We start from the raw sequence: 24,441 nt of genomic DNA, 5'->3' as shown, positions 1-24,441 counted from the left end.
ATCAGGCTTCATCAGTAGTGGGCTTGAGTGAGGGGTCGCGGCCTAAGCCTGAGACGTGCTGTTTTTCATCCGTCGCGTGCTGGTCGAAACCCTTTTCGCCAGGGTTCTTGCCTTCGGCAGACATGTGCTCGATCACCGCATTCATCTCCGCCCCGAGCAGCAGCACGGCGGCTGAAATATAAAAGTACAGGAGCAGGACGATGATCGCACCGATACTGCCATACATGGCGTTGTAGTCGGCAAAGGTTTTGACGTAGTAACCAAAACCCAGGGAAGCGACGATCCACACCACCACGGCCAGCACCGAGCCTGGGGTGATAAAGCGAAATTTCTGCTTCACATCAGGCATCACGTAGTACATGAGGGCCACGGAGAACATCAGCAAAATCACGATCAGCGGCCAGCGCAGGATGGTCCATAACGTGACCACGAATTCCTGCATGCCGATCTGCGCGGCGAGCCACTCCATCACCTGCGGGCCAAGCACCATCAGCGCGGCAGCGGCCAGCAGCATGCCAGCGATACCGATGGTGTAGAACACAGAAAGGGGAAACCGCTTCCAGATTGGCCGCCCCTCTACCACGTCGTAGGCGGCATTCATCGCGCTCATCATCAGGCGTACGCCGGCAGAGGCGGTCCACAGCGCGATCACGATACCCACCGAAAGCAAGCCACCCTTGGATTGTTGCAACTGGTCGATCACGGGGTTGACCTGGTCCAACGCCTGAGGCGGCAACACCAGTTCCGATTGCATGCGCAGCCAGGTGAAAAAGTCCGGCAGGTGTAGAAAACCGATCAGGGCGATGAGGAACAGCAGAAAGGGAAACAAGGAAAACAGCATCTGGTAGGCCAGTGCCGAGGCGTAGGTGGGCATCTCGTCATCGAGAAACTCCGTGACGGTGCGCACCAGGACTTTGTGCAACTTGAGGCCTTGTAGTACCGGAAAAATCATAGCGTCTCCTTTCGCCGCAAAAGGTTGAGTTCGTGGGCGACTCAGGGGCCGTTTTCTACATCAAGGTAGCTCATTTGGCGACCTTGAAACAATTTCGAAACTTTAGCGTCAGCAGATGACATAAAAACGGCCATCCGTGGATGGCCGCTTGGCTGTTCAATAACAGGCCTACTGGGTCGCTTTTTTTACCGCATCTTTGGTGTCGCCAATCGCTTTTTCGACTTGGCCTTTCTTTTCCTGCACCACGCCTTCAACGCGCAGCTTGTCGTTGCCGGTGACTTTGCCGATGCCTTGCTTGATGTTGCCGACAACTTCGTCTTTCAAACCTTTTGCCTTATCCGCTGTGCTGCCCATGGTATTTCTCCGAAAGAACAATCAAGGGTTTTGGTCATTACCTAGAGATTGACCCGGGGCGGTTCGGCAGAGTTTCAATTATTTTCAGGGGGCATTTCATCGCACATTTAATCGCCGACGCAGGTTTGGCTTTATGTTTTGCGGCCAACCCACGAGAATGCCCGGCACATTCAGGCTATAACGCTGAATAACAGATCCCGTAGGAAGGTTATGAAACTCAATAAAGCACAGGCCATCGCCCGCAGAAACCAGGAACTGGGCGGTGCCGTACTCGGCGTCAACAACTGCCACTTCACCGACCTGGACCGCAAACGCAACATCTGGTGGTTCGACCTGCCGGTGGGGCGTATTTCCGTGGGCCAGTACGAGTGGATTCACTTGTTGATGCACAACGCCGAGTCCGACCAGTTGCTGCACCTGAAGGTGCCGACGGTGTTCCTGCGCGAAAAGCTCGAAGGACTGGTGGTGCGCAATGCAGGCAAGCGCAGCCCGGAAATCACCTTGGAGCTGAGCGCGGACAAAGATTCGTTTTTGAAGGATGTGCGGCCAACCGGGGCTGGCGTGAGCTTCGCGCAGTTCGCGCTGTAACAACCCGCTCCCACATTGGATTGCATTCCAATCCAACAATAAAAAACCCCGCATTGCGGGGTTTTTTATTGGGTTACTTTTTCAGGCCCAGCTTCTTCAGTTCTTCATCGCGCAACTCACGGCGCAGGATCTTGCCCACGTTAGTGGTCGGCAACGCATCACGAAACTCCACGGCCTTGGGCACCTTGTAGCCGGTGACGTTGGCACGCATGTGTTCCATCACTTGGTCCTTGGTCAGGGTAGCCCCCGGCTTGACCACGATGAAGATCTTGATGTGCTCTCCGGATTTTTCGTCCGGCACGCCGATGGCCGCACATTGCAGTACGCCCGGCAGGGTCGCCAGCACGTCTTCCAGCTCATTGGGGTAAACGTTGAAACCGGAGACCAGAATCATGTCCTTCTTGCGATCGACGATGCGCATGTAGCCATCTTGCTGGATGATCGCGATGTCACCGGTCTTCAACCAGCCTTCGCTGTCGAGGATCTCGGCAGTGGCGTCTTCGCGTTGCCAGTAGCCCTTCATCACTTGCGGGCCCTTGACGCACAGCTCGCCGGTTTCACCCAACGCCAACTCGGTGCCGTCATCGGCGATGACCTTGCACAGGGTCGATGGCACGGGAATGCCGATAGTGCCGATCTGGACATGCTGGATCGGATTGACAGTGGCCACCGGGCTGGTTTCGGTCATGCCGTAACCTTCGCAGATGCCACAGCCGGTCACGGCTTTCCAACGCTCGGCGGCCGCCAGTTGCAGGGCCATGCCGCCCGACAGGGTGACTTTCAGCGCGGAGAAATCCAGCTTGCGGAAACCTTCGTTGTTGCACAGCGCCACGAACAAGGTGTTCAGGCCAACGAAGCCGCTGAACTTCCACTTCGACAGTTCCTTGACCATCGCCGGCAAATCGCGCGGGTTGCTGATCAGGATGTTGTGGTTGCCGATCAGCATCATCGCCATGCAATGAAAGGTGAACGCATAGATGTGGTACAGCGGCAGTGGCGTGATCAGAATCTCGCAACCTTCGTTGAGGTTCGAGCCCATCAAGGCCTTGCACTGCAGCATGTTGGCGACGAGGTTGCGGTGGGTGAGCATCGCGCCCTTGGCCACGCCGGTGGTGCCGCCGGTGTATTGCAGCACCGCTACGTCGCTGCTGGCGGGGCTGGCATCGCTGACCGGTTGGCCGTGCCCCTTGGCCAGCACGTCGTTGAACTTGATCGCCTGGGGCAAGTGATAGGCCGGGACCATTTTCTTCACGTACTTGATGACGCTGTTGATCAGCAGGCGCTTGAGCGGCGGCAACAGGTCGGCAACTTCGGTGACGATCACGTGCTTGACGGCGGTCTTGGGCACGACCTTTTCCGCCAAGTGGGCCATGTTGGCCAGGCAAACCAGAGCCTTGGCCCCGGAATCATTGAATTGGTGTTCCATTTCCCGCGCGGTGTACAGCGGGTTGGTGTTGACCACGATCAGGCCGGCACGGATAGCACCGAACACTGCAACCGGGTATTGCAGGACGTTGGGCAGTTGCACGGCGATTCGATCACCGGGCTTCAAGTCGGTATGTTGTTGCAGATACGCGGCGAACGCACCGGACAATTCGTACAATTCACCGTAGGTGATTGTCTTGCCCAGGTTGCTGAAAGCCGGTTTGTTGGCGAAGCGCTGGCAGGACTGTTTCAGTACCGCCTGAATATTCGGATACTCGTCTGGATTGATGTCTGCAGCAATCCCGGCGGGGTACTTATCCTTCCAAAAGTCTTCGTTCATGGAAGCCCACTCCTCAGCGACGCGAATTCATCATCGCATTTGATGCGATTATTATTGGTGTATGTTTTTTAAGGTGAGTCTGGCGCTTTCAAGCAGGCCGAGAAGTCACAAAGCGCGCCGAGAGTAGCAGCTTTGCCAAGGGCCGCCTAGAGCCAAAAGAGGGTCCCACAGTCATAAACATGACTGTCCTACAATATCTGGTCACACTTGGAATAACTATAAAATCACCCAAGCAAACGCTCTGGAATGGGCTTTACAGAGCGATAAATAAAATGTGGGAGCGGGCTTGCTCGCGAATGTGGTGGCTCAGTCGATACATTTGGTGACTGAACCAGCGCATTTGCGAGCAAGCCCGCTCCCACATTTTTGAGCCTGATTCACATCAGGCGATGTCGCGCAGCTCACGCCGTAAAATCTTGCCCACCGGCGTCATCGGCAACGAGTCCCGCAACACAATATGCTTGGGCACCTTGTACCCGGTGAAGTTGGTCTTGCAATACGTCTTCAACTCCTCAAGGCTCACGCCCTGCGCCCGCGCCACGACAAATAGCTTCACCGCCTCCCCCGTGCGTTCATCCGGCACGCCGATCACCGCGCAGTTAGCCACCGCCGGGTGCGCCATCACCACATCTTCGATCTCGTTGGGGTACACGTTGAAACCCGAGACGATGATCAAATCCTTCTTGCGGTCGACAATGCGTACAAACCCATCGGCGTCGATCACTGCAATGTCCCCCGTCTTCAACCAGCCCTCGGCGTCCAAGGTCTCGGCGGTAGCGACCGGTTGCTGCCAGTAGCCCTTCATCACCTGCGGACCCTTGATGCACAACTCACCACGTTCGCCCAATGGCAACTCGTGGCCCTCATCATCAATGACTTTCATCGCGGTGCCCGGCACTGGAATGCCCACGGTGCCCAGCCGCGATTGGCTGCCATAGGGGTTGGTGCTGGCCACCGGTGAGGTTTCGGTCAGCCCGTAACCTTCGCCGATGGAGCAACCGGTCAACGCCTTCCAACGCTCGGCCGTGGCCTTGACCAGTGCGGTGCCGCCGGAATTGGTGATCTTGAGGTGGGAGAAGTCCAGGGTTTTGAAGTCGGGGTGGTCCATCAGCGCCACAAACAGCGTGTTCAGCCCAAGCAGGCAGGAGAACCGCCACTTTTTCAGTTCCTTGATAAAACCGCCGATGTCCCGTGGATTGGTGATCAGCACGTTGTGGTTGCCGGTCACCATCATGCACATGCAGTTCGCCGTGAACGCATAGATGTGGTACAGCGGCAACGGCGCGATCATCACCTCCTGCCCTTCTCGCACCAGCGGCTGACCGTCGTCAGTGACCTGGGACATACACGCCCGCGCCTGCTGCATATTGGCGACGAGGTTGCCGTGGGTAAGCATCGCGCCCTTGGCCAGGCCGGTGGTGCCACCGGTGTATTGCAGCACGGCGATGTCATCCAGGGTCACGGGATGCCGGGTCACGCCCAGGCCCGCGCCCATGCGCAAGGCGCGTTTGAACGACACGGCCCGTGGCAGGTTGTAGGCCGGGACCATCTTCTTCACCTTGTCGACCACCGTGTTGATCAGCCAGCCCTTGGCGGCGGGCATGAAGTCGCCCATCTTGGCTTCGATCAGGTAGTCGATCTCGGTGTCGGTGCACACTTCCTGCACCCGCGAACCGAACAGGTTGAGGTAGACCAGCGCACGCACGCCGGCGTCCTTGAACTGGTGGCGCATCTCGCGCGGCGTGTACAACGGGTTGGTGTTAACCACGATCAGCCCGGCACGCAGGGCCCCGAATACGGCAATCGGGTAATGCAGCACGTTGGGCATCTGTACCGCAATGCGATCGCCGGGCTTGAGGTCGGTGTGTTGTTGCAGGTAGCCGGCGAACGCCGCACTCTGGCGCTCAAGCTCGGCGTAGGTCAGGGTAATGCCCATGTTGCTGAAGGCCGGACGGTCGGCAAAAGCCTTGCAGGAGCGCTCGAAGACCTCGATCACCGACTTGTAGGTGGTCAGGTCGATGTCATTGGGAACGCCCGCCGCGCGTTTGTCATTCCAGAAATCAGGTTGCATTATTCTTGTCCTCTTACCTGAATGTATCCGGCCGCTATAAAAAGCGGAGCTTTGGGGACGTTAGCAGCTATGGCCAAACAGGCAAATACGCCAAACCGTGTCATTGATTGTATGAATCTTGCCCCTGATGCGTAGGCAGATACCCCAGCCCCCGGCAGATGAGCTATACACTGCAACGACCCCGAGCAAAGGAAGCGCCATGAATCACAGCACCTTCTGGCTGACCGCGAATGACCGCAGCCGCCTGTACGTCAATCAATGGTTGCCGGACGGCCCGGCCAAGGCACTGATCATGCTGTCCCACGGTATGGCCGAGCACAGTGGTCGCTATGCGCGCCTGGCCGAAGCGTTGTGCGGGGCGGGTTACGGGCTGTATGCGCCGGATCAGCGTGGCCATGGCCGCACTGCCGACGAAGGCACCTTGGGGTTGTACGCAGAACAGGACGGCTGGAACAAAGTGGTGGGCGACCTGGCCAGCCTCAACCAGCACATTGCGCATCAACAGCCAGGACTGCCAATCATCCTGCTGGGCCACAGCATGGGCAGCTATATCGCCCAGGCCTATCTGCTGCATCACAGCGCTAGCTTGAGCGGAGCGATTCTCAGCGGCTCGAACTTCCAGCCGGTGGCGCTGTACCGCGCTGCCGGGGTGATTGCGCGTATTGAGCGTGCGCGCCAAGGCCTGCGCGGGCGCAGTGCGCTGATCGAGTTCCTGTCGTTCGGCTCATTCAACAAGGCGTTCAAGCCCAATCGCACGGCGTTTGATTGGCTCAGCCGTGACCCGGATGAGGTCGACAAATACATCAATGACCCGCTCTGCGGCTTCCGCTGCACCAACCAGCTGTGGATCGACCTGCTGGGCGGCTTGCAGCAAATCAGCAAAGCGTCCAATCTCGCCCAGATCAACCCTGGCCTGCCGATAATGGTAATGGGCGGCGAATGTGATCCGGTGAGCGAAGGCAAGCGTCTCAAAAGCCTGGCCCATGCACTGCGTGAGGCCGGCTGCCAGAACCTGCAATTGACTATCTACCCGCAGGCGCGACATGAAGTGTTCAACGAAACCAACCGCGATGAAGTCATTGCGGATGTGCTGACGTGGCTCGACCAGGCCCTGGCTTTGCGCAGGCCGACTCGCTGCGAATAATTTTCCATTTAAAATCAGCCGTTTAAAAACAGCCGATAATTACCGATTAGCCACAGGATGCACTTTTAGATGACTCAGGTTACCAACACCCCGTACGAAGCCCTCGAAGTCGGCCAGACCGCCAGCTACAGCAAGACTGTCGAAGAACGCGATATCCAGCTGTTCGCCGCAATGTCCGGTGACCACAACCCAGTGCACCTGGACGCCGAGTACGCCAAGGCAACCATGTTCAAGGAGCGTATCGCCCACGGCATGTTCAGCGGCGCGCTGATCAGTGCGGCAGTAGCCTGCGAGTTGCCTGGACCGGGCACGATCTACATCGGTCAGCAGATGAGCTTTCAGAAGCCGGTGAAAATTGGCGACACCCTGACGGTGCGCCTGGAAATCCTCGAGAAGCTGCCGAAGTTTCGCGTGCGCATTGCCACTCGCGTATTTAACCAGCGCGATGAGTTGGTGGTGGACGGTGAGGCGGAAATCCTCGCACCGCGCAAGCAGCAGGTCGTGACGTTGACCGAGCTGCCGCCGATCAGCATTGGCTGATTCCAGCACCGACAAAAAAGCCCCGCATTTGCGGGGCTTTTTTATCCAACGCTTACGAACGAGTGTGGGCTTGATTACGCAGGTTTTTCACCTTATCGCACCAAGCAAAAAAACAACTTAATTCTTAATTATCAATAAATCTGTATGCGCTTTATATGCATGATCTGTCATTTGGCCTTCATGCAGAATGCCTGTATTTTCCAAAGCCTCGACTGACGCATCTGAAGCCCCATGAATCCGGAAAAACTCGAACTGCTGATCACCCGCGAAATGCCCTTCGGCAAGTACAAGGGACGGATCATCGCCGACCTGCCCGGGCCCTACCTGAACTGGTTTGCCCGTGAAGGTTTCCCCCACGGCGAGCTCGGTGGCTTGCTGGCATTGATGCAGGAAATCGACAGCAACGGCCTGTCCGAACTGCTGGAACCGCTACGCGCCAAACATGGCAAACCCGCCCCTCGTCATTAAGAGCCCACGCCATGCCAAGGAATGCAGATAACGAACTTCACTGGCAGGCCATCGCCCAGCGCTATGAGCTGGAGCCTGGCCCGATCAACCTGGAAAACGGTTACTTCGGTCGCATGAGCCGCGTGATACGGGCGCACTACCTGGAGCACGTTGCGTTTATCAACCGCAGTAATTCACTCTACGTGCGCCAGCGCTTCGAACAGGGCGAAAACGTCGAGATCCGTCGCCAACTGGCTGAGTTGATCGACGTCGACCCTGAGTCGGTGGCCTTCACCCGTAACGCTACCGAGGCCTTGCAGTCGCTGATCCGCAACTACAACCGCCTGCAACCGGGCGACCAAGTGTTGATCAGCGACCTGGAGTACGACACGGTCAAAGGCGCCATGCGTTGGTTGGCGGGTGTCCGCGGTGTGGAGGTGGTCGAGGTCTCCCACACTCACCCGGCGAGCTTCGACAGCCTAGTGCAGACCTACCGCGATGCGTTCGCTCAGCACCCACGCCTCAAACTGATGGCGCTGACCCATGTCACCCACCGCACCGGCCTGGTGATGCCCGTCGAGGCCATTGCCAAGGCCGCGCGTGAGCATGACGTTGACGTGATCCTCGACGGCGCCCATGCCCTGGGTCAGGTCGAGTTCAACCTCGCCGAACTGGGCATCAGCTTTGCCGGTTTCAACCTGCATAAATGGATCGGCGCACCGCTGACCCTGGGCTTTCTGTATATAGCCCCCGAGCGCCTGGCCGATATCGACCCGGACATGGGCGAGTTTCATTACCCGGTCACCGACGTACGTGCACGCACGTCCTACAGCACGCCAAACTTCCCGGCACTGATGACCTTGCCGCTGGTATTTGAAGAACATCGCGCAGTGGGTGGCTCGGCGGCCAAAGGGGCGCGGGTCAATTATCTGCGAGACCTGTGGGTGAGCCAGGTGCGTGCGTTGCCGGGGATCGAGGTGCTGACACCGGATGATCCACGGCTGTATTGCGGGATTACGGCCTTTAAGTTTACCGGGCGGGATCAGCAGGCGATGGTCGATCGTTTGCTCAAGGATTACGACCTGTTTACTACTACCCGTGTCGGGGCGGCGTTTGGTACGTGCATTCGGGTGACGCCGGGGTTGATGACGTCTGCTGAAGACATCGGTGTGCTGATCAAAGCCATTACTGAGTTGGCCAGTGACTGAGCCCGACCGTAGCAGCTGTCGAGCGCCAGCGAGGCTGCGTCGGGCGCACCTCGGTTTCAGCGCAGGGCTGGATGACAGCGGCGTGGCTAACGCAGCCTCGCTCTCGCTCGACAGCTGCTACGGCTGGGTCTTGTGTGATTATTACAGGCAAAAAAAAGCGGTACACCGACCAAGTGCACCGCAAAAATGCCGTTAAGCACAGCAACAACGATTCGGTAAATCAGATCAATCCAGCAGCGCCAGCGCCTCGGCGGTGACTTCCTGGATACGGGCCCAGTCGCCGTTCTTGACCCACTCAGGGTCCAGCATCCAGCTACCACCCACGCACATTACGTTTTTCAACGCCATGTAGTTTTTGATGTTGGCCGGGCCCACGCCGCCGGTTGGGCAGAATTTCACTTCGCCGAACGGGCCGCCGAGCGCCTTGATCGCTGCAACGCCGCCGCTGACTTCAGCCGGGAACAATTTGAAGCGGCGATAACCCAGGCCATAGCCTTCCATGATGCCGGAGGCGTTGCTGATGCCGGGCAGCAGCGGGATCGGGCTGTGCACCGAGGCTTCCAGCAGGTCGCGAGTAATGCCCGGGGTGACGATAAATTGCGAGCCAGCCACTTCGGCCGCTTCGAGCATGTGGCGATCCAGCACGGTGCCGGCACCGGTGCACAGCTCAGGGCGTTGCTCGCGCAGTACCTGAATGGCCTTGAGGCCGAACTCGGAACGCAGGGTCACTTCCAATGCGGTCAAACCACCGGCTGCCAGGGCATCGGCCAGCGGCAGGATGTCCTGTTCGCGGGCGATGGTGATCACCGGCAGGATCCGCGCCTTGGCGCAGAGGCTGTCGATCAGGGCAACTTTGTCCGCCATGGACACGGTCGATTGAGGGCTTTTCATAGCGGCTGATCCTTGGCTCATGGGCACCAGTAAATCTCTAAAGTAGGTTGCAAAAACGCGCGAATCGGCATGGCAGCAACGTCGTCACTGGCCAGCGCGGCGCTCAAGGTGGTCAATTTCGAACTGCCGGAAATCGACAGCACGGTGTAGTGGGCCGTGGCCAGCAGCGCACGACTCATGGTCAGGCGCTGGTGCGGCACGGTCGGCGCCAGCATCGGCCAGCAACGGCGGGTACCGTCGGGCTGCAGGGCTTCGGTCAGATTCGGGCTGTTGGGAAACAACGATGCGGTGTGGCCGTCATCACCCATGCCGAGTACCAGCACATCAATAGCCGGCAACTCACCCAGCAGGCGATCGGCCTGCAAGGCTGCGTCCTCAAGATTGGCGGCGGCGCTGTACAGGCTCAAAAACTTCGCGTTGGCCGCCGGACCTTGCAGCAAGTGCTGCTTGAGCAAACCGGCGTTACTGTCGGCGTGCTCCACCGGCACCCAGCGTTCATCGGCCAGGGTAATGGTGACCTTGGACCAGTCCAGGCCCTGCTTGGCCAGGTTCTGGAAGAACGCCACAGGGCTGCGACCACCCGACACCACCAGGGTCGCTTCGCCGCGGGCACTGATGGCCGCGCGCAGTTGCCCGGCCACGTCATTCGCCAAGCCGTCCGCCAACAGCACGGGCGTACGGTACTCATGGACGCTGACGCCCTGAGGCAGTTTCAATTCAGATATCGCCATACCACGACCTCCCATCCCGCGTGATCAGTGCAATTGAGCTCATCGGCCCCCAGGAACCCGCCGCGTACGGCTTGGGCGCATCACCGGATTTTTTCCACCCGGCGATCAACTGGTCACACCACTTCCACGCGGCTTCGATTTCATCTTTGCGGACAAACAGGTTCTGATTGCCGCGCATCACTTCCAGCAACAACCGCTCGTAGGCATCGGGAATCCGTGCGCTGCGATAAGTGTCGGAAAAATTCAGTTGCAGTGGGCCGCTGCGCAGTTGCATGCCTTTGTCCAGGCCTTGCTCCTTGGTCATCACGCGCAAGGAAATACCTTCGTCCGGTTGCAGGCGGATGATCAGTTTGTTGCTGATCTGCAGGCGCTGCTCGGGGGCGAAGATGTAGTGGGACGGTTCCTTGAAATGGATGACGATCTGCGACAGTTTTTGCGGCATGCGTTTGCCGGTGCGCAGGTAGAACGGCACCCCGGCCCAACGCCAGTTACGAATATCGGCACGCAGGGCGACGAAGGTCTCAGTGTCGCTCTGGGTGTTGGAGTTCTCTTCTTCCAGGTAACCCGGCACCGGTTTGCCGGCGCTGTAGCCGGCGATGTATTGACCGCGCACCACTTGGGTGGTCAGGCCTTCCGGGCTGATTGGCGCCAGGGCCTTGAGCACCTTGACCTTCTCGTCACGGATACTGTCGGCGGACAGGTCCGCCGGCGGGTCCATGGCGATCAGGCAAAGCAGTTGCAGCAGGTGATTCTGGATCATGTCCCGCAGTTGGCCGGCCTTGTCGAAATAGCCCCAACGGCCTTCGATACCGACCTGCTCGGCCACGGTGATTTCCACGTGGGAGATGTAGTTCTGGTTCCACTGGGTTTCGAACAGGCTGTTGGCGAAACGCAGGGCAATCAGGTTCTGGACGGTTTCTTTGCCCAGGTAATGGTCGATGCGGTAGGTGCGGTTTTCCGGGAAAAACTGCGCCACGGCGTCGTTGACCTTGCGCGAGGATTCCAGGTCCGAACCGATCGGTTTTTCCAGCACGACACGGGTGTTTTCCGCCAGGCCGACCTTGGCCAGGTTTTCGCAGATCGCGCCGTACACCGCCGCAGGGGTGGCGAAGTAGGCAATCAAACGCTGTTCGGCACCGACCTTTTCGGCCAAGGCGACGTAATCGTCGGCGTTCTTGAAATCGACGTGCACATAGGCCAGACGCGCAAGAAAGCGCGCGGCCACGGCTTCGTCCAGTTCCTTGCCGACGTAATTGCGCAGTTCTTTTTCGATATGGGCCAGGTGCTGTTGCTCGGTACCGGCTTCACGGGCCAGGGCCAGGATGCGGGTGTCGTCGTGCAAGAGCCCGGCGCCATCGAGTTGATAGAGGGCAGGAAATAACTTGCGCAGCGCCAGATCACCCAACGCGCCAAACAGGGCAAAGGTGCAGGGTTCTACGGTTATCAAAGGCATGATGTTTGTTCTTTTATCAAGTTAAGCTACAAATACCTTTTTTCAAGGCATCACTCAAGGAAAAATGTAGTAATAACCACAACATTTTCCCAAAATACGCATTCCGAGTGGTGGTGTTCAGCTACCCTCAGTAGGATAGGCCACCGCAAAGGGCCACTCGTCGATTGGTTGCCGCCCTTTATTTGCATCGTCGCCCGAAGGAAAGACTGAATGGACCGCGTGCGAAATCTTCTGGAACAGATCCGGAACCGCCTCGAAGAATTGAACAAGGCTGAGAAAAAAGTCGCCGAGGTTATCCTGCTCAACCCGCAGCAGGCGACCCGCTTCTCGATCGCCGCCCTCGCCCAAGCCGCTTCGGTAAGTGAACCGACGGTCAACCGTTTCTGCCGTTCGTTCGGCGTCAGCGGTTACCCTGAACTTAAATTGCAACTGGCGCAAAGCCTGGCCAGTGGTGCGGCGTATGTCAGCCGTGCCGTGGAGGCCGATGATAACCCTGAGGCCTACACGCAGAAGATCTTTGGCAGCGCCATTGCATCCCTGGACAGCGCCTGCCAGGCCCTGGACCCGAACTTGATCAGCAAGGCCGTGGACCTGTTGATCCAGGCGCGGCAGATCCACTTCTTCGGCCTTGGTGCTTCAGCACCGGTGGCCATGGATGCGCTGCACAAGTTTTTCCGCTTCAACCTGGCAGTGACCGCTCATGCCGACGTGCTGATGCAGCGCATGATCGCCTCGGTGGCACACACGGGCGAGCTGTTCGTGATCATTTCCTACACCGGGCGTACCCGCGAGTTGGTGGAAGTGGCGCGCATTGCTCGGGAAAACGGTGCGTCGGTACTGGGCGTGACCGCCGAAAATTCGCCACTGGCCAAGGCCAGTACGGTGAGCCTGAACATTCCGCTGCCGGAAGACACTGACATCTACATGCCGATGACCTCGCGGATCATCCAGCTGACGGTGTTGGATGTGTTGGCGACGGGCATGACCTTGCGCCGTGGCGTGGATTTCCAGCCGCATTTGCGCAAGATCAAAGAAAGCTTGAATGACAGCCGGTATCCGGTTGGGGATGAATTCAACTAAGTCAGCATGATCGTTCCCACGCTCCGCGTGGGAATGCCGCCCTGGACGCCCCGCGTCCGCTCTTGAAAGTCGTGACGCGGAGCGTCACAGGATGCATTCCCACGCGGAGCGTGGGAACGATCTAAACACCACTAAACCCCAGCCCTGGCCTGCAAACTGAGATGCGCCCTCTCCCCCGGCGCCAAACTGGCTCCGGCCATCGCTGACTCTACACACACAAACCCCGACGCCTCGTTAAAGCTCACCCCCAACAACGGCCGACTACCCGGATGCCACACCACGGTGTCAGCGCTGTCGCCGGTGTCGATACACAGCTCACGCTGCCAGGCGTGATCCTTGAGGTGTAATTCACCGTCATGCTGGAACACCCGCTGGCACCCGCCATCCACCCGCAACTCGCCTTCCTGCTGGCAAACCTGGCGATTAAGCTGGTCATAACCTTGCGCTCCATCGAGCCCAGACAGCGCTATCTCACCGACGTTACCAATACGCCAATACGCATGCAAAGCATGGCTCAACTGGCACGGCAGCTCATCCTGATGCTCGGTACTCAGGCGTAGTTCCAGGGTTTCCCCCAGGTGAGCGTGCAGGTCCACCTGCCAGTCGCACAACTGCAATTGCCAGTGCAGACGTACACCGTCGTCGTCGGTGCTGCTGTCGAGCAGTTTCCAGTCGATCAGCCGCGCCCAACCATGGGATGGCCAGGCATTTTCGCTCGGGTGACGGCCATACCACGGCCAGCACACCGGCACGCCACCACGAATGGCGCCGACTTGCGGCCACTTGGCTGCGCACCACAGCCATGGCTTCTGGCCCTTGGGCTGAAAGTGCAGCAATTGCGCGCCCTGGCGACTGAACACCGCCTGGCACAGCGGATGGTCAATCACCAACACGTCGCGCATCTGAAAGCGCTCCCAGGCGAACACCGGACGCTCGCGCAGGGATTTGAAAAAGCGTTGCAGCGGATGCTCATGCATGTGCCACGGTCCTGAATATCTTTGTAGGCGCCGGCAAACCGGCGCTTACACAAAAAAAAGCGGGTAGCCATGGCTACCCGCAAAATGCGCACAGAGAGAGGAGCTTATCGCAACAGCGTTAGAACGTAGACTGAATTTTCAGGCCCGCTACCACCGCGTTGTCGACTTGCTTCACACCGCCTGGGTTGGCGATGTACTGCAGGTTAGGACGCACGGTCAGCCAGTTGGTAACGTGGAAGCCGTAGTTAACTTCAACGTTGTACTCGGTGTTACGCAACGGGGCGTAACCCGCTTGGTTGTAATCGGTGAAGCCGTTAGCCTCGTTGTACAGCTCAGCGTTTTTCTTCACGTCACTGTTGGCATGGATGCGAGAGAAACCGATACCGACGTCATCTTTTGCACGCGCGTCGAATGGCCCTTTGTACACCAGCATCAGCGACTGATAGTTGTCGACAAGGTTGGTGTCTTTGTCGTGGAAGGTGGCGTTGGCCGCGATGTTCAGACCACGGGAAGCGTCGCCGTTATGGGTGGTGAGTTGCTGTTGCGCAACGAACCAGTAACCGGTTTTGCTGCTGCGCACACGGTAGGCCGCCCCAGTGGTCGCTGCGTCGTTGCCATTGACATCTTTAAGTACGTCGTTGGCATCGGCGGCGCTTTTGTAGTAACCCACACGGTATTCGCCCGGCAGGTTATTCACTTTCGGTGACCAGACCAATTCCACCGGAATCACGGTGCCCTTGGTGCCGCTGCCGCTGAGTTTGAAGCCGTTACCGTGCTCCAACTGCGACGGGTTCTGGTTGTACGCACCGATTTGCGCATACAGCTCAGGCGTGATGTTGTACTTCACGCGGATAGCGGCCTGGGCGACCGGCCAGTTGTACCAGGTGTTTACGTAGTTACCGACCTGGGAGCCGCAGAACGACAGGTTCTGGAAGTCGCACGGGAAGGTGTTGAAGTCTTCGCCTTCACCGAAGTAACCGAGCTTCACGTCCAGCTTGTTGTCGAACATCTGGTGCTGAATCCAGAACTGGGTCAGACGCACCATGTGGCCACGGCCATCAACTTCTTGAGACGAACTCAAGGTGCCGGCACGTGGGTCACCAATGCGGTCGTTGGAGATGTTCGCACCATTACGATTGGTCAACTGGATCTTGGCCTGGGTGTTATCCCAGCCCCACAGCTTTTGCAGGTCCAGTGCTACGCCCAGACCGAATTGGTCTGCGTAACGGGCAGTTTTGTCGTTGTTGTAGCCACCGCCAAGGTTGCCACCGACTTCACCGACGTAATCCGCCTTGATGTCGATACCTTGCTCGATCAGCTTGGTACGCTCACCGCCCCAATCGCCGGTCATCCACTTGGAATCGGCGCTGAATGCATCGGCCGCCATCGCATTGGCGGACAATACCAGGGCTGCTGCTGCTGACAGTTGGCAGATCAACCGGGTGTTGTTGTGTTGCTTTTTCATCCCTACATCCTCGTCTTTATTGTTATTTAACTGTTTTTATCTAACGCGGGTTACTTTTTTATTAAAAACAATAACTTACCTGCTTCAGCGGCCTTTGAATTGGGCCACATTGTCGGCATGCCCCTGTGCGGGCGATGAAGAAGCGGTGCCCAGACGCTCGCCGGTATTGGCGTCGAACAGCAGGACCTTGGAAGGGTCGAACTGCAGCGTCAGGGTCTCGCCCACCTGAGGCGCAACATCCGGCGCCAAACGGCAGCAAACCTTGGTGTCGTTGAGCTGCACGAATACCAGGGTGTCCGGGCCGGTCGGCTCGGTGACCTGGACTTCAGCACGAATGCTCGAAGAGCTATTGCCCTCCCCCGTCGCCAGTACGATTTGCTCAGGGCGCAGGCCCAGAATTACGTCACGGTCCTCCAAACCAACATCGTTCATTCCCAGCGGCAATTCGCAACGCGCCTGGCCACTGTCGAGCAGAGCTACTATTTGGCCATCTTTGCGTTTTAGACGCATAGGAACGAAGTTCATGGGTGGTGAACCGATAAAGCTTGCCACAAACAGGTTAGCAGGGTCGTTGTAAATTTCTTTCGGCGTACCAAATTGTTGAATGATGCCGTCCTTCATTACCGCCACTTTGTCACCCAGGGTCATCGCTTCGATCTGGTCGTGGGTGACGTAGACGGTGGTGGTCTTGAGACGCTGGTGCATCAGTTTCATTTCGGTGCGCATCTCGACCCGCAGCTTGGCGTCGAGGTTGGACAACGGCTCATCGAACAGGTAGATCTTCGGCCGACGCGCCAGGGCACGGCCCATGGCCACGCGCTGTTGCTGACCACCGGACAACTGGCCCGGCTTGCGATTGAGCAGGTGTTCGATCTGCAGCAGCTTGGCCACGCGCGCCACTTCGGCATCGATATCGGCCTGGGGCATCTTGCGGATCTTGAGGCCGAATTCGATGTTCTCGCGCACGCTCATGGTCGGGTACAGGGCGTAGGACTGGAACACCATCGCGATGTCACGGTCCTTGGGGCTCATGCCGCTGACGTCCTGGTCACCGATCATGATTGCGCCGCCGGTGATGGTCTCAAGACCTGCGATGCAGTTCATCAGCGTGGATTTACCGCACCCCGAAGGGCCAACCAGAATCAGGAATTCGCCTTCCTTGATCGACAGTTCGATGTTCTTCAAGGTGTCGGGCAGGCCGGCGCCATAAGTCTTGTTTACATTGCGAAGTTCAAGCGTAGCCATGATTACCCCTTGACCGCGCCGGCCGTGAGGCCGCGCACGAAATACTTGCCTGCGATCACATAGACCAGCAGGGTCGGCAGCCCGGCGATCATCGCCGCCGCCATATCCACGTTATATTCCTTGGCCCCGGTGCTGGTGTTGACCAGGTTGTTCAGCGCCACCGTAATGGGCTGGGAGTCGCCGCTGGAGAACACCACACCGAACAGGAAGTCGTTCCAGATCTGGGTGAACTGCCAGATCAGGCAGACCATGATGATCGGGGTCGACATCGGCAGGATGATCAGACGGAAGATGGTGAAGAAACCGGCACCATCCAGGCGTGCCGCCTTGATCAGCGCATCCGGAATGCTCACGTAGTAGTTGCGGAAGAACAGCGTGGTGAACGCCAGGCCGTAGACCACATGTATAAACACCAGGCCCGTGGTGGTGCTGGCCAGGCCCATCTTGCCAAGGGTGAACGATGCCGGCAGCAGCACGGTCTGGAACGGCAGGAAGCAGCCGAACAACAGCAAACCGAAGAACAACTGCGAGCCTTTGAAGCGCCAGAACGACAGCACGTAGCCGTTCAACGCACCGATGGCAGTGGAGATCATTACCGCCGGAACGGTGATCTTGATCGAGTTCCAGAAGTAGCCATCGACGGTGGCCCAGGCCTTGACCCAACCAATGCCGGTAACCACGGTCGGCCAGCTCAGCAGGTTGCCGGTGCTGATGTCTTCCGGGGTCTTGAAGCTGGTCAGCAACATCACCACCAGCGGCACCAGGTACAACAACACGGCGAGGATCAGCACCGCGTAAATCGCGATGCGACTCAGGCTGATGGAAGGTTTGGAAGCGAGACTAGTCATTACGCTTGGTCCTCAGCTCGGAGTACAGGTAAGGCACGATGATCGCGAGGATCGCGCCGAGCATCAGGATTGCACTGGCCGAGCCCATGCCCATCTGGCCACGACTGAAGGTGAACGAGTACATGAACATCGCAGGCAAGTCGGACGAGTAGCCCGGACCACCGGCCGTCATCGCCGCCACCAGGTCGAAGCTCTTGATCGCGATGTGCGCAAGAATCATCACCGCACTGAAGAACACCGGACGCAGGCTTGGCAGCACCACGCTCCAGTAGATACGCGGCAGGCTGGCGCCGTCGATCTGGGCGGCACGGATGATCGACTGATCAACACCGCGCAGGCCAGCCAGGAACATCGCCATGATAAAGCCCGAGGCTTGCCAGACTGCGGCGATGACCAGGCAGTACACAACACGGTCCGGATCGATCAGCCAGTCGAGACGGAAGCCTTCCCAGCCCCAGTCCCGCAGAAGTTTGTCCAGGCCCATGCCCGGGTTGAGCAGCCATTTCCAGGCGGTACCGGTAACGATCATCGAGAGCGCCATCGGGTACAGGTAAATGGTGCGGATAAAGCCTTCGCGACGGATTTTCTGGTCGAGGAAAATCGCCAGCGTCACGCCGATCACCAAGGTGATGCCGATGAACATGCCACCGAACACCGCGAGGTTCTTGCTCGCTACCCACCAGCGGTCGTTGTCGAACAACCGCGCGTACTGCGCAAGCCCCGCCCAGTTGTAGCTTGGCAGGAACGTGGAGGTGGTGAACGACAGAACGAACGTCCACAGGATGTAGCCGTAAAAGCCCACCAGAACGATGAACATGCTGGGCGCCAGCACCAGTTTGGGGAGCCAGCGCTGCAGTGCATCGAACGGCGAGGCCTTGCTGAACACAGCAACAGAACTCATGGGAAAATCCAGTACAGGTAAATAGGACTACAGGAGCATGCCTTGTGAGGGGTCAGGGGGTTTCCCCTCACAAGGACCAGCAGTGCTAACCGTTACTTGGCAGACTTGATCGCAGCGCCAAGTTTCTTGGCGGTGTCGGCCGGGTCGGCTTTCGGGTCGTTGATGAAGTTGGTCACGACATCAAAGAACGCACCTTGCACCGCCAGGGTAGTGGCCATGTTGTGCGCCATGCTTGGTTGCAGGCCGCCGGTCTTGGCGTCAGCCAGGAAGTCTTTGGCTGCGGTCTGGGCGCAAGAGTCGAAACCGTAGGAGGCCATTTTTTCCAGCATGTCAGTCCGCACCGGGATCGAACCCTTGTTGATGCTGAAGACTTTCTGGAAGTTTTCACCCAGCACGACTTTGGCGATGTCTTGCTGACCCGCAGCAGTGCCTTTGTCTTTCTGCTTGAACACCGCCAGGGAGTCGATGTTGTAGGTGAAGGCTTTGTCGGTGCCTGGGAAGGCTACGCACTCGTAGTCCTTGCCGGCGACTTTCTTGGCCGCGGTCCACTCGGACTTGGCCCAGTCACCCATGATCTGCATGCCGGCCTTGCCATTGATGACCTTGCCTGCTTCGAGGTTCCAGTCCTGGCCTTTACCGTCGACGTCCATGTAGGTCGCGACTTTCTTCAGCTCGGTGAGCGACTTGACCATTTCCGGGCCGGTCAGCGCAGCGTTATCCAGGTCAACCAGGGCTTTCTTGTAGCCATCTGCACCCATCACCGACAATACGACGGCTTCGAATACAGTGCTGTCCTGCCAAGGCTGGCCACCGTGGGCGAGCGCAATGAAGCCCGCAGCTTTCAGCTTGTCGCCGGCTGCGTAGAATTCTTCGAGGGTGGTTGGGTTCTTGGTGATACCGGCTTTCTTGAAGACTTCCGGGTTGATCCACAGCCAGTTCACGCGGTGGATATTGACCGGTACGGCAACGTAGTTGCCTTCGTACTTCACGGTATCGGAGACTTTCTTGTCGAGCAGGGAATCCCACTTCTCTTCTTTGGCCACGTCTTTCAAGACGTCAGTGTCGAGCAGGCCAGTCGACGCCCATTCCTGGATGTCCGGGCCTTTGATCTGAGCAACGCCTGGTGGGTTGCCGGCAACCGCGCGGCTTTTCAACACGGTCATGGCCGTGGCGCCACCGCCACCTGCGACGGCACCGTCTTTCCAGGTGAAGCCGTCTTTCTCAACTTGGGCCTTCAGGACATCTACAGCCGCTTTCTCACCGCCGGAGGTCCACCAATGCACAACTTCAACCGTCCCTTTCGAGTCGGCGGCAAATGCACTGAGGGGAAACAACGAGGCAATGGAAATAGCGACGGCGAGGCGATTAATCGCGTTCATCTGAGTACCTTTTTTTGTTGTTATGCATGCAAGTCTAGAGCTTGCGCTGCACGGAGTTTAAACAGGGATGTTTAAGGCGCAGGTAACAAAGGGACGTACAAATGTCACCACCTGGTGACATAACGCCCAGCGCCCAATGCACTGGCCATGCTGGGTGCCAAGGGTAGTGCAGGCAGCACGACCGCTTGCCAGGCATGGTACAGGTCTGGTTTGCCGCCCCAGATTTTGCTGCTGGGCTGGTTGTGCGGACTGAGTTCGTGGTGCCAACTGCCGTGGATACGGTCGATAAAGTGAGTTTCGCAAAACTCCCAGAAGCGCCGGTACCAGGTTTCGTAATGCGCATCAGAGGTGCGTTTGAGCAACGCCTGGGCAGCGGCGCTGGCTTCGGCATGGGTCCAGTGCAGGCGTTCGCGCACCACCGGGCGTTGGTTCCAGTCCAGCGTGTAGACGATGCCGGGGGCGCCATCTACAGCCCAGGCGTATTCGCAGGCACTGGCGAATAAGCCCTTGGCGTCGGTCACCAGCCAGTCCGGCGTGGCCAGCCCGGCTTGCAGGCGTGCGGCTTCCAGGTGCAGCACCAGCCGCGCCCATTCGAAACCGTGGCCGGGGGTGATGCCGTAGGGTCGGAAGCCGTCGGCAGGGTTGTCTTCGTTGTAGCCGAGCAAGGGGTTCCACTGGGCGTCAAAATGCTCGATCACCATGAACCGGTTGCCGACGGCGTGGGTGTGAATCACACGCTCCACGATGCGCAAAGCACGGTCGAGCCAGCGGGTGTCACCGGTGACATCGGCCAGGGCCAGGAAAGCTTCAGTGGCGTGCATGTTGCTGTTGGCGCCGCGATAGGTTTCGACAGCGGTCCAGTCCTGGGCAAAGGATTCGAGCATTACGCCCTCCTCCTCGCTCCAGAAGAACTGGTCAATGATATGCACGGCGTCGGTCAACAGGCTTTGCGCGCCGGGCGCACCAGCCACGACCGCAGAGCTGGCAGCCAGGGCCACGAAGGCATGCAAGTAAGCAGCCTTGCCACTATTGCCATCGAGTGCTCGGGGAGCTGCGAACCAACCGCCATGCTCACTATCGCGCAACGGGCCACTGAGGGCCGCAACGCCATGTGCCACCAGCTCGGCGTAACCCGGCAACCCCATGGCATGGGCCATGGCGAAGCTGTGGGTCATGCGAGCGGTGTTCATGGTTTCGGCGTGGGCATCGGCCGGCAGTTGGCCTTTGTCATCCAGGTTGCCAAAACCGTCAGGCAGACGAGAGGCTTTGGCGAATGACAGCAAGCGCTGGCCTTCATTGGCGAGCCAAGCGTGATGGGCAGGTGCGTTCAGCCAACTGCTGGCAGGCAGTGGTTGCGTAGTCATGGGTAGCCCTTATTATTTTTTGTGGGATGACCGGAGTCTAAACAAGGGCGGGACGAGGGCAAGTAACGAAGGGGATGGGAAATGTCACCGGACGGTGACATTTCCCGACCAGGCTTATTGACCGAGCGGCGTGACAGCTGCTGGCGCATTGAGGCGCTGATTCAGGTTCTGCACCTGGCTCTGCAAGGTAGTGATGTTGCGGGTGGTCTGGATGCGGAACACGTCAAACTCTTTGTTGGTCGGCACATCGCTATTTACCGGCTGGCTGTCTTGAGCACTTTTGAGCACGACCAGGTCCTGTTCGAGACGGGCAATGGCCGCAGCCGGGTTACCCTGTTTCTTCAGGGCGGCCACGTCGGCGGACAAGTCCTTGATCTCGGTATCGCGCTTACCCGCGTCACCCTGTACCGCTTTGAGGGTTGCCACCGCCTCGGTCAGGGCCTGGACTTGACCTTGCAGCTTGGCATTCGCGTTCGACAGGTCAGTGGTGCCGGCCGTCATTTGCGCCAGGCGCTGGTCCAGCGCAGTGGTCTGGCCGGCGACACCGACTTGCTGCTTGCCCTGTTCCAGCAGCTGAGTTTCCAACTGCTTGATCTGCAACTTGAGCGCTTCACTGCCGGTGTTCACGCTGGCCTCACTGGCCACGACCTTGCCGGAAATATCCTGCAAGCGCCCCGCCGCTTCTTCGCTGATGCGCGCGAAGCTTTCCTGGGTGGCGACCAGTTGCTGACCCATCAGGGAAATCTGCTGAAAGCTCCACCAGGCGAGGCCCGCGAAGGCGATCAGCAGCGCGCCGACCAATGCCCACAGCGGGCCGGTGCTGGCGCTCTTGACCTTGACCACTTTGGTATTGCTCGAGCGCACCGATGTCGCGGGAGTCGGCTCGAAATCATCATCGTCCCCGTGGTCGGCCCGCAGGCTGGGAACATTGTCGAAATCGTCTTTAGCATCGTTACGCATGAATCAACCTTGAATCAATGAGATGGCTATGTGGAAAGCCGAGCAACCGGAGTATAAACCGCGTTCCCACCGCATTGATCGACCCGGAACCACCCATTCGGTTCCTGATGTGTTGCTGCTTGTGAGCTTACTTTAGCCCCGGGTCGTGGGCTTTCCACCAACCGCAAAACTCGTCGAGGGCAGTCCACAGGCTGACCTTGGGCTCGTAATCGAGATAATGCCTCGCTCGACTGATGTCGAGGGTGAAATCTTTGTTCATCACCTGCATGCCCAGCCGCGACAACGCCGGCTCCGGTCGCCCCGGCCACATCGCACAGAATGCCTCGTTCAACGCGGCCACGCTGTAGGACAAACCGTAGGATCGATAACGGGTGACCTGGGGCAGGTCCATCTGACGCATCACATAGTTCACCACATCCCACACCGGCACCGGCGTGCCGTTGCTGATGTTGTAGGCCTTGCCCAACGCCGAGCCGGTCGCCAGCAAACTGCTGAGCAACGCTTCGTTGAGGTTGTGCACACTGGTGAAGTCGACCTTGTTCAGGCCGTCACCGACGATGGCCAGGCGGTTCTTGCGCTGCATCTTCAGCAGGCGCGGGAAGATGCTCATATCACCGGCGCCGGTGACAAAACGCGGACGCAGTGCCAGTACTTCAAGGCCGAACTCTTGGGCACCGAACACCTTTTGCTCCGCCAGATATTTGGTGGCGGCGTAGGGATGTTTGAAGCGTTTGGGCACTTGCTCTTCGGTCAGCCCCAGGTGGTCGCGACCGTCAAAGTAGATCGACGGTGACGACAGGTGCACCAAGCGCCGGACCCGTTGTTTAAGGCACGCTTCCACGACGTTTTCGGTCACCAGCACATTGCCTTGGTGGAAGTCCTGATACCGCCCCCACAGCCCGACGGCACCAGCGCAGTGCACAACGGCTTCGACGTCACGGCACAGGTCGCGCACCAGGTCGGCATCATTCAGATCACCCTGGATAAACTCGGCACCGCGCCGTATCAGGTGCTCTACACCTTCAGCGCGCCGCCCGTTGACCCGCACGTCCAGGCCCTGCTCCAGAGCGAAACGCGCGAAGCGTCCGCCGATGAAGCCGCTTGCGCCGGTGACCAGAATTTTCATGTATTACCCCGTGTTCTTTCGTTTTTCATCGCTGTTGCCTTGACGCCCGCCATCACTCCAACGGCACCAACCATTGGCCACACGCCTGGGCCAGATGGTCGGTCAACAGGCCCAACAGTTGCCCGCCACTGCGCCAATGATGCCAGTACAGCGGCACATCGATGGGCTTATCTGGCAATAACTCGACTAAAACGCCCGTTTCCAACTGGTCGCGCACCTGCAATTCAGGCACCAGGCCCCAGCCCAAACCGGCTTCTGTAAGCCGGATAAAACCTTCGGACGAGGGGCATAAATGGTGTTCGAAACCACCATCTACACCCAGAGAAGCCAGGTAGCGGTGTTGCAGGAAATCATCCGGGCCGAATACCAGCGCTGGCGTTCGCGCCAATTGATCGGCACGCACGCCTTCAGGGAAATGCCGGGCAATAAAGGCCGGGCTGGCCAACGCCCGATAGCGCATGGCGCCAAGCAACAGGCTACGCGCTCCGGCCACGGGTCGTTCGCTGGCACAGATACAGGCCGCCACTTCACCGGCGCGCATGCGCTTGAGGCCGACAGTCTGGTCTTCCACCACCAAGTCCAGCAGCAAATGTTGGTCGGCGCAAAAACCGCTGACAGCCTCTGCCCACCACGTGGCGAGGCTGTCGGCATTCAAGGCGATGCGTAGCCGCTCGGGCATGCCCTCCTCGTCCAGCGCCGGCACTTGGCTTTGCAGGTCGCGCTCCAACAACCGCACCTGCTGCACGTGGTTGAGCAGGCGTCGGCCGATATCCGTGGGCGTCGGCGGTGTAGCCCGCACCAACACCGGCTGGCCAATACGCGCTTCCAACAGCTTGATGCGCTGGGAGATCGCCGACTGCGACAACCCCAGCACCTGTGCACCACGTTCGAAGCCAGCCTGCTCCACGATCGCCGCCAGGGCAGAAAGCAATTTATAGTCGAACATCAGTTT

At 58.7% G+C, this 24,441-nt stretch carries 23 protein-coding genes; 6 read left to right on the top strand and 17 right to left on the bottom strand.

What is annotated here, in order from left to right:
* Window position 1: 1 nt before the first annotated feature.
* Complete coding sequence (locus tag BFL40_RS13320) at window positions 2-952, bottom strand: YihY/virulence factor BrkB family protein (RefSeq protein ID WP_071484426.1); 951 nt, start codon at window positions 950-952, stop codon at window positions 2-4.
* A gap of 168 nt (window positions 953-1,120) precedes the next feature.
* Window positions 1,121-1,306 (bottom strand): CsbD family protein, encoded by a 186-nt coding sequence (locus BFL40_RS13315; RefSeq protein ID WP_071484425.1) that lies wholly within the window; start codon window positions 1,304-1,306, stop codon window positions 1,121-1,123.
* A gap of 210 nt (window positions 1,307-1,516) precedes the next feature.
* Here BFL40_RS13315 and BFL40_RS13310 point away from each other — a divergent pair, with 210 nt between their 5' ends.
* Window positions 1,517-1,894 carry a hypothetical protein gene (locus BFL40_RS13310; RefSeq protein ID WP_071484424.1) on the top strand — a complete coding sequence of 126 codons (378 nt, stop codon included), beginning with the start codon at window positions 1,517-1,519 and terminating at the stop codon, window positions 1,892-1,894.
* Window positions 1,895-1,967: 73 nt separating this feature from the next.
* On the opposite strand, the gene fadD1 is transcribed toward BFL40_RS13310, so the two are convergent.
* Together fadD1 and fadD2 are read right to left on the bottom strand one after the other, a co-directional pair.
* A complete protein-coding gene (gene fadD1, locus BFL40_RS13305) occupies window positions 1,968-3,659 on the bottom strand; it encodes a long-chain-fatty-acid--CoA ligase FadD1 (RefSeq protein ID WP_071484423.1) in 1,692 nt (563 codons plus the stop codon).
* Window positions 3,660-4,041: 382 nt separating this feature from the next.
* Window positions 4,042-5,730 (bottom strand): long-chain-fatty-acid--CoA ligase FadD2, encoded by a 1,689-nt coding sequence (gene fadD2, locus BFL40_RS13300; protein ID WP_071484422.1) that lies wholly within the window; start codon window positions 5,728-5,730, stop codon window positions 4,042-4,044.
* A 199-nt stretch (window positions 5,731-5,929) separates the two neighbouring features.
* Between fadD2 and BFL40_RS13295 the strand changes: the two genes are divergently transcribed.
* The 4 genes from BFL40_RS13295 (at window position 5,930) to BFL40_RS13280 (ending at window position 9,069) form a co-directional block, all read left to right on the top strand.
* The gene (locus tag BFL40_RS13295) at window positions 5,930-6,874 is read left to right on the top strand and encodes an alpha/beta hydrolase (RefSeq protein WP_071484421.1); all 945 of its coding nucleotides are present in this window, start codon (window positions 5,930-5,932) and stop codon (window positions 6,872-6,874) included.
* Between the two features lie 69 nt (window positions 6,875-6,943).
* Window positions 6,944-7,414, top strand: coding sequence for a MaoC family dehydratase (locus tag BFL40_RS13290; RefSeq protein ID WP_003175719.1), 471 nt, complete (start codon window positions 6,944-6,946; stop codon window positions 7,412-7,414).
* Window positions 7,415-7,645: 231 nt separating this feature from the next.
* Complete coding sequence (locus BFL40_RS13285; protein ID WP_010208204.1) at window positions 7,646-7,882, top strand: DUF3820 family protein; 237 nt, start codon at window positions 7,646-7,648, stop codon at window positions 7,880-7,882.
* A gap of 11 nt (window positions 7,883-7,893) precedes the next feature.
* Window positions 7,894-9,069, top strand: a complete 1,176-nt coding sequence (locus tag BFL40_RS13280; RefSeq protein WP_071484420.1) for an aminotransferase class V-fold PLP-dependent enzyme — start codon at window positions 7,894-7,896, stop codon at window positions 9,067-9,069.
* Window positions 9,070-9,294: 225 nt separating this feature from the next.
* Here the strand turns inward: BFL40_RS13280 and BFL40_RS13275 are convergent, their stop codons facing one another.
* From BFL40_RS13275 to zwf, 3 genes are read right to left on the bottom strand one after another with little or no spacing between them, the layout of a single operon-like run.
* A complete protein-coding gene (locus BFL40_RS13275; protein ID WP_071484419.1) occupies window positions 9,295-9,960 on the bottom strand; it encodes a bifunctional 4-hydroxy-2-oxoglutarate aldolase/2-dehydro-3-deoxy-phosphogluconate aldolase in 666 nt (221 codons plus the stop codon).
* A 17-nt stretch (window positions 9,961-9,977) separates the two neighbouring features.
* Window positions 9,978-10,691, bottom strand: coding sequence for a 6-phosphogluconolactonase (gene pgl, locus BFL40_RS13270; protein ID WP_071484418.1), 714 nt, complete (start codon window positions 10,689-10,691; stop codon window positions 9,978-9,980).
* Complete coding sequence (zwf, locus tag BFL40_RS13265) at window positions 10,678-12,144, bottom strand: glucose-6-phosphate dehydrogenase (RefSeq protein ID WP_071484417.1); 1,467 nt, start codon at window positions 12,142-12,144, stop codon at window positions 10,678-10,680. The genes pgl and zwf overlap by 14 nt, the downstream gene beginning before the upstream one ends.
* 219 nt (window positions 12,145-12,363) lie before the next feature.
* Between zwf and BFL40_RS13260 the strand changes: the two genes are divergently transcribed.
* The gene (locus BFL40_RS13260) at window positions 12,364-13,224 is read left to right on the top strand and encodes a MurR/RpiR family transcriptional regulator (RefSeq protein ID WP_174555598.1); all 861 of its coding nucleotides are present in this window, start codon (window positions 12,364-12,366) and stop codon (window positions 13,222-13,224) included.
* A 131-nt stretch (window positions 13,225-13,355) separates the two neighbouring features.
* On the opposite strand, the gene BFL40_RS13255 is transcribed toward BFL40_RS13260, so the two are convergent.
* The 10 genes from BFL40_RS13255 to BFL40_RS13210 form a co-directional block, all read right to left on the bottom strand.
* Window positions 13,356-14,201, bottom strand: a complete 846-nt coding sequence (locus BFL40_RS13255; protein ID WP_071484416.1) for a D-hexose-6-phosphate mutarotase — start codon at window positions 14,199-14,201, stop codon at window positions 13,356-13,358.
* 118 nt (window positions 14,202-14,319) lie between these two features.
* Window positions 14,320-15,666 (bottom strand): carbohydrate porin, encoded by a 1,347-nt coding sequence (locus BFL40_RS13250; protein ID WP_071484415.1) that lies wholly within the window; start codon window positions 15,664-15,666, stop codon window positions 14,320-14,322.
* A gap of 84 nt (window positions 15,667-15,750) precedes the next feature.
* Window positions 15,751-16,911, bottom strand: coding sequence for an ABC transporter ATP-binding protein (locus BFL40_RS13245; RefSeq protein WP_071484414.1), 1,161 nt, complete (start codon window positions 16,909-16,911; stop codon window positions 15,751-15,753).
* Between the two features lie 2 nt (window positions 16,912-16,913).
* Window positions 16,914-17,759, bottom strand: coding sequence for a carbohydrate ABC transporter permease (locus tag BFL40_RS13240; protein ID WP_071484413.1), 846 nt, complete (start codon window positions 17,757-17,759; stop codon window positions 16,914-16,916).
* Window positions 17,752-18,660: a carbohydrate ABC transporter permease gene (locus tag BFL40_RS13235; RefSeq protein WP_071484412.1), complete on the bottom strand. Its 909-nt coding sequence runs from the start codon at window positions 18,658-18,660 to the stop codon at window positions 17,752-17,754. Before BFL40_RS13235 ends, BFL40_RS13240 begins: the two co-directional genes overlap by 8 nt.
* A 92-nt stretch (window positions 18,661-18,752) precedes the next feature.
* Window positions 18,753-20,039 (bottom strand): ABC transporter substrate-binding protein, encoded by a 1,287-nt coding sequence (locus tag BFL40_RS13230; RefSeq protein WP_071484411.1) that lies wholly within the window; start codon window positions 20,037-20,039, stop codon window positions 18,753-18,755.
* Between the two features lie 104 nt (window positions 20,040-20,143).
* A complete protein-coding gene (locus BFL40_RS13225) occupies window positions 20,144-21,403 on the bottom strand; it encodes a D-mannose isomerase (protein WP_071484410.1) in 1,260 nt (419 codons plus the stop codon).
* Between the two features lie 114 nt (window positions 21,404-21,517).
* Window positions 21,518-22,363 (bottom strand): ATPase, encoded by an 846-nt coding sequence (locus BFL40_RS13220; RefSeq protein WP_071484409.1) that lies wholly within the window; start codon window positions 22,361-22,363, stop codon window positions 21,518-21,520.
* A 127-nt stretch (window positions 22,364-22,490) separates the two neighbouring features.
* The gene (locus BFL40_RS13215; protein WP_071484408.1) at window positions 22,491-23,489 is read right to left on the bottom strand and encodes an NAD-dependent epimerase/dehydratase family protein; all 999 of its coding nucleotides are present in this window, start codon (window positions 23,487-23,489) and stop codon (window positions 22,491-22,493) included.
* A gap of 52 nt (window positions 23,490-23,541) precedes the next feature.
* Window positions 23,542-24,435, bottom strand: a complete 894-nt coding sequence (locus tag BFL40_RS13210) for a LysR family transcriptional regulator ArgP (RefSeq protein ID WP_071484407.1) — start codon at window positions 24,433-24,435, stop codon at window positions 23,542-23,544.
* Between the last annotated feature and the right edge of the window lie 6 nt (window positions 24,436-24,441).

Origin of the sequence: Pseudomonas costantinii, from assembly GCF_001870435.1 — a bacterium.
In the GTDB taxonomy this organism is placed as follows: Bacteria; Pseudomonadota; Gammaproteobacteria; order Pseudomonadales; family Pseudomonadaceae; genus Aquipseudomonas; species Aquipseudomonas costantinii.
Note: the sequence above shows the minus strand (reverse complement) of the source record. Positions and strands in the feature narration are given on the sequence as shown.

What these genes read in the sequence shown, in the direction of transcription:
- BFL40_RS13220 (WP_071484409.1), bottom strand. Translation starts at nt 22,363, where the DNA reads ATGCGTAACGATGCTAAAGACGATTTCGACAATGTTCCCAGCCTGCGG.
- BFL40_RS13275 (WP_071484419.1), bottom strand. Translation starts at nt 9,960, where the DNA reads ATGAAAAGCCCTCAATCGACCGTGTCCATGGCGGACAAAGTTGCCCTG.
- BFL40_RS13230 (WP_071484411.1), bottom strand. Translation starts at nt 20,039, where the DNA reads ATGAACGCGATTAATCGCCTCGCCGTCGCTATTTCCATTGCCTCGTTG.
- BFL40_RS13290 (WP_003175719.1), top strand. Translation starts at nt 6,944, where the DNA reads ATGACTCAGGTTACCAACACCCCGTACGAAGCCCTCGAAGTCGGCCAG.
- BFL40_RS13225 (WP_071484410.1), bottom strand. Translation starts at nt 21,403, where the DNA reads ATGACTACGCAACCACTGCCTGCCAGCAGTTGGCTGAACGCACCTGCC.
- BFL40_RS13285 (WP_010208204.1), top strand. Translation starts at nt 7,646, where the DNA reads ATGAATCCGGAAAAACTCGAACTGCTGATCACCCGCGAAATGCCCTTC.
- BFL40_RS13310 (WP_071484424.1), top strand. Translation starts at nt 1,517, where the DNA reads ATGAAACTCAATAAAGCACAGGCCATCGCCCGCAGAAACCAGGAACTG.
- BFL40_RS13255 (WP_071484416.1), bottom strand. Translation starts at nt 14,201, where the DNA reads ATGCATGAGCATCCGCTGCAACGCTTTTTCAAATCCCTGCGCGAGCGT.
- BFL40_RS13235 (WP_071484412.1), bottom strand. Translation starts at nt 18,660, where the DNA reads ATGAGTTCTGTTGCTGTGTTCAGCAAGGCCTCGCCGTTCGATGCACTG.
- BFL40_RS13240 (WP_071484413.1), bottom strand. Translation starts at nt 17,759, where the DNA reads ATGACTAGTCTCGCTTCCAAACCTTCCATCAGCCTGAGTCGCATCGCG.
- fadD1 (WP_071484423.1), bottom strand. Translation starts at nt 3,659, where the DNA reads ATGAACGAAGACTTTTGGAAGGATAAGTACCCCGCCGGGATTGCTGCA.
- BFL40_RS13280 (WP_071484420.1), top strand. Translation starts at nt 7,894, where the DNA reads ATGCCAAGGAATGCAGATAACGAACTTCACTGGCAGGCCATCGCCCAG.
- BFL40_RS13295 (WP_071484421.1), top strand. Translation starts at nt 5,930, where the DNA reads ATGAATCACAGCACCTTCTGGCTGACCGCGAATGACCGCAGCCGCCTG.
- BFL40_RS13210 (WP_071484407.1), bottom strand. Translation starts at nt 24,435, where the DNA reads ATGTTCGACTATAAATTGCTTTCTGCCCTGGCGGCGATCGTGGAGCAG.
- fadD2 (WP_071484422.1), bottom strand. Translation starts at nt 5,730, where the DNA reads ATGCAACCTGATTTCTGGAATGACAAACGCGCGGCGGGCGTTCCCAAT.
- BFL40_RS13245 (WP_071484414.1), bottom strand. Translation starts at nt 16,911, where the DNA reads ATGGCTACGCTTGAACTTCGCAATGTAAACAAGACTTATGGCGCCGGC.
- BFL40_RS13320 (WP_071484426.1), bottom strand. Translation starts at nt 952, where the DNA reads ATGATTTTTCCGGTACTACAAGGCCTCAAGTTGCACAAAGTCCTGGTG.
- BFL40_RS13215 (WP_071484408.1), bottom strand. Translation starts at nt 23,489, where the DNA reads ATGAAAATTCTGGTCACCGGCGCAAGCGGCTTCATCGGCGGACGCTTC.
- BFL40_RS13315 (WP_071484425.1), bottom strand. Translation starts at nt 1,306, where the DNA reads ATGGGCAGCACAGCGGATAAGGCAAAAGGTTTGAAAGACGAAGTTGTC.
- pgl (WP_071484418.1), bottom strand. Translation starts at nt 10,691, where the DNA reads ATGGCGATATCTGAATTGAAACTGCCTCAGGGCGTCAGCGTCCATGAG.
- zwf (WP_071484417.1), bottom strand. Translation starts at nt 12,144, where the DNA reads ATGCCTTTGATAACCGTAGAACCCTGCACCTTTGCCCTGTTTGGCGCG.
- BFL40_RS13250 (WP_071484415.1), bottom strand. Translation starts at nt 15,666, where the DNA reads ATGAAAAAGCAACACAACAACACCCGGTTGATCTGCCAACTGTCAGCA.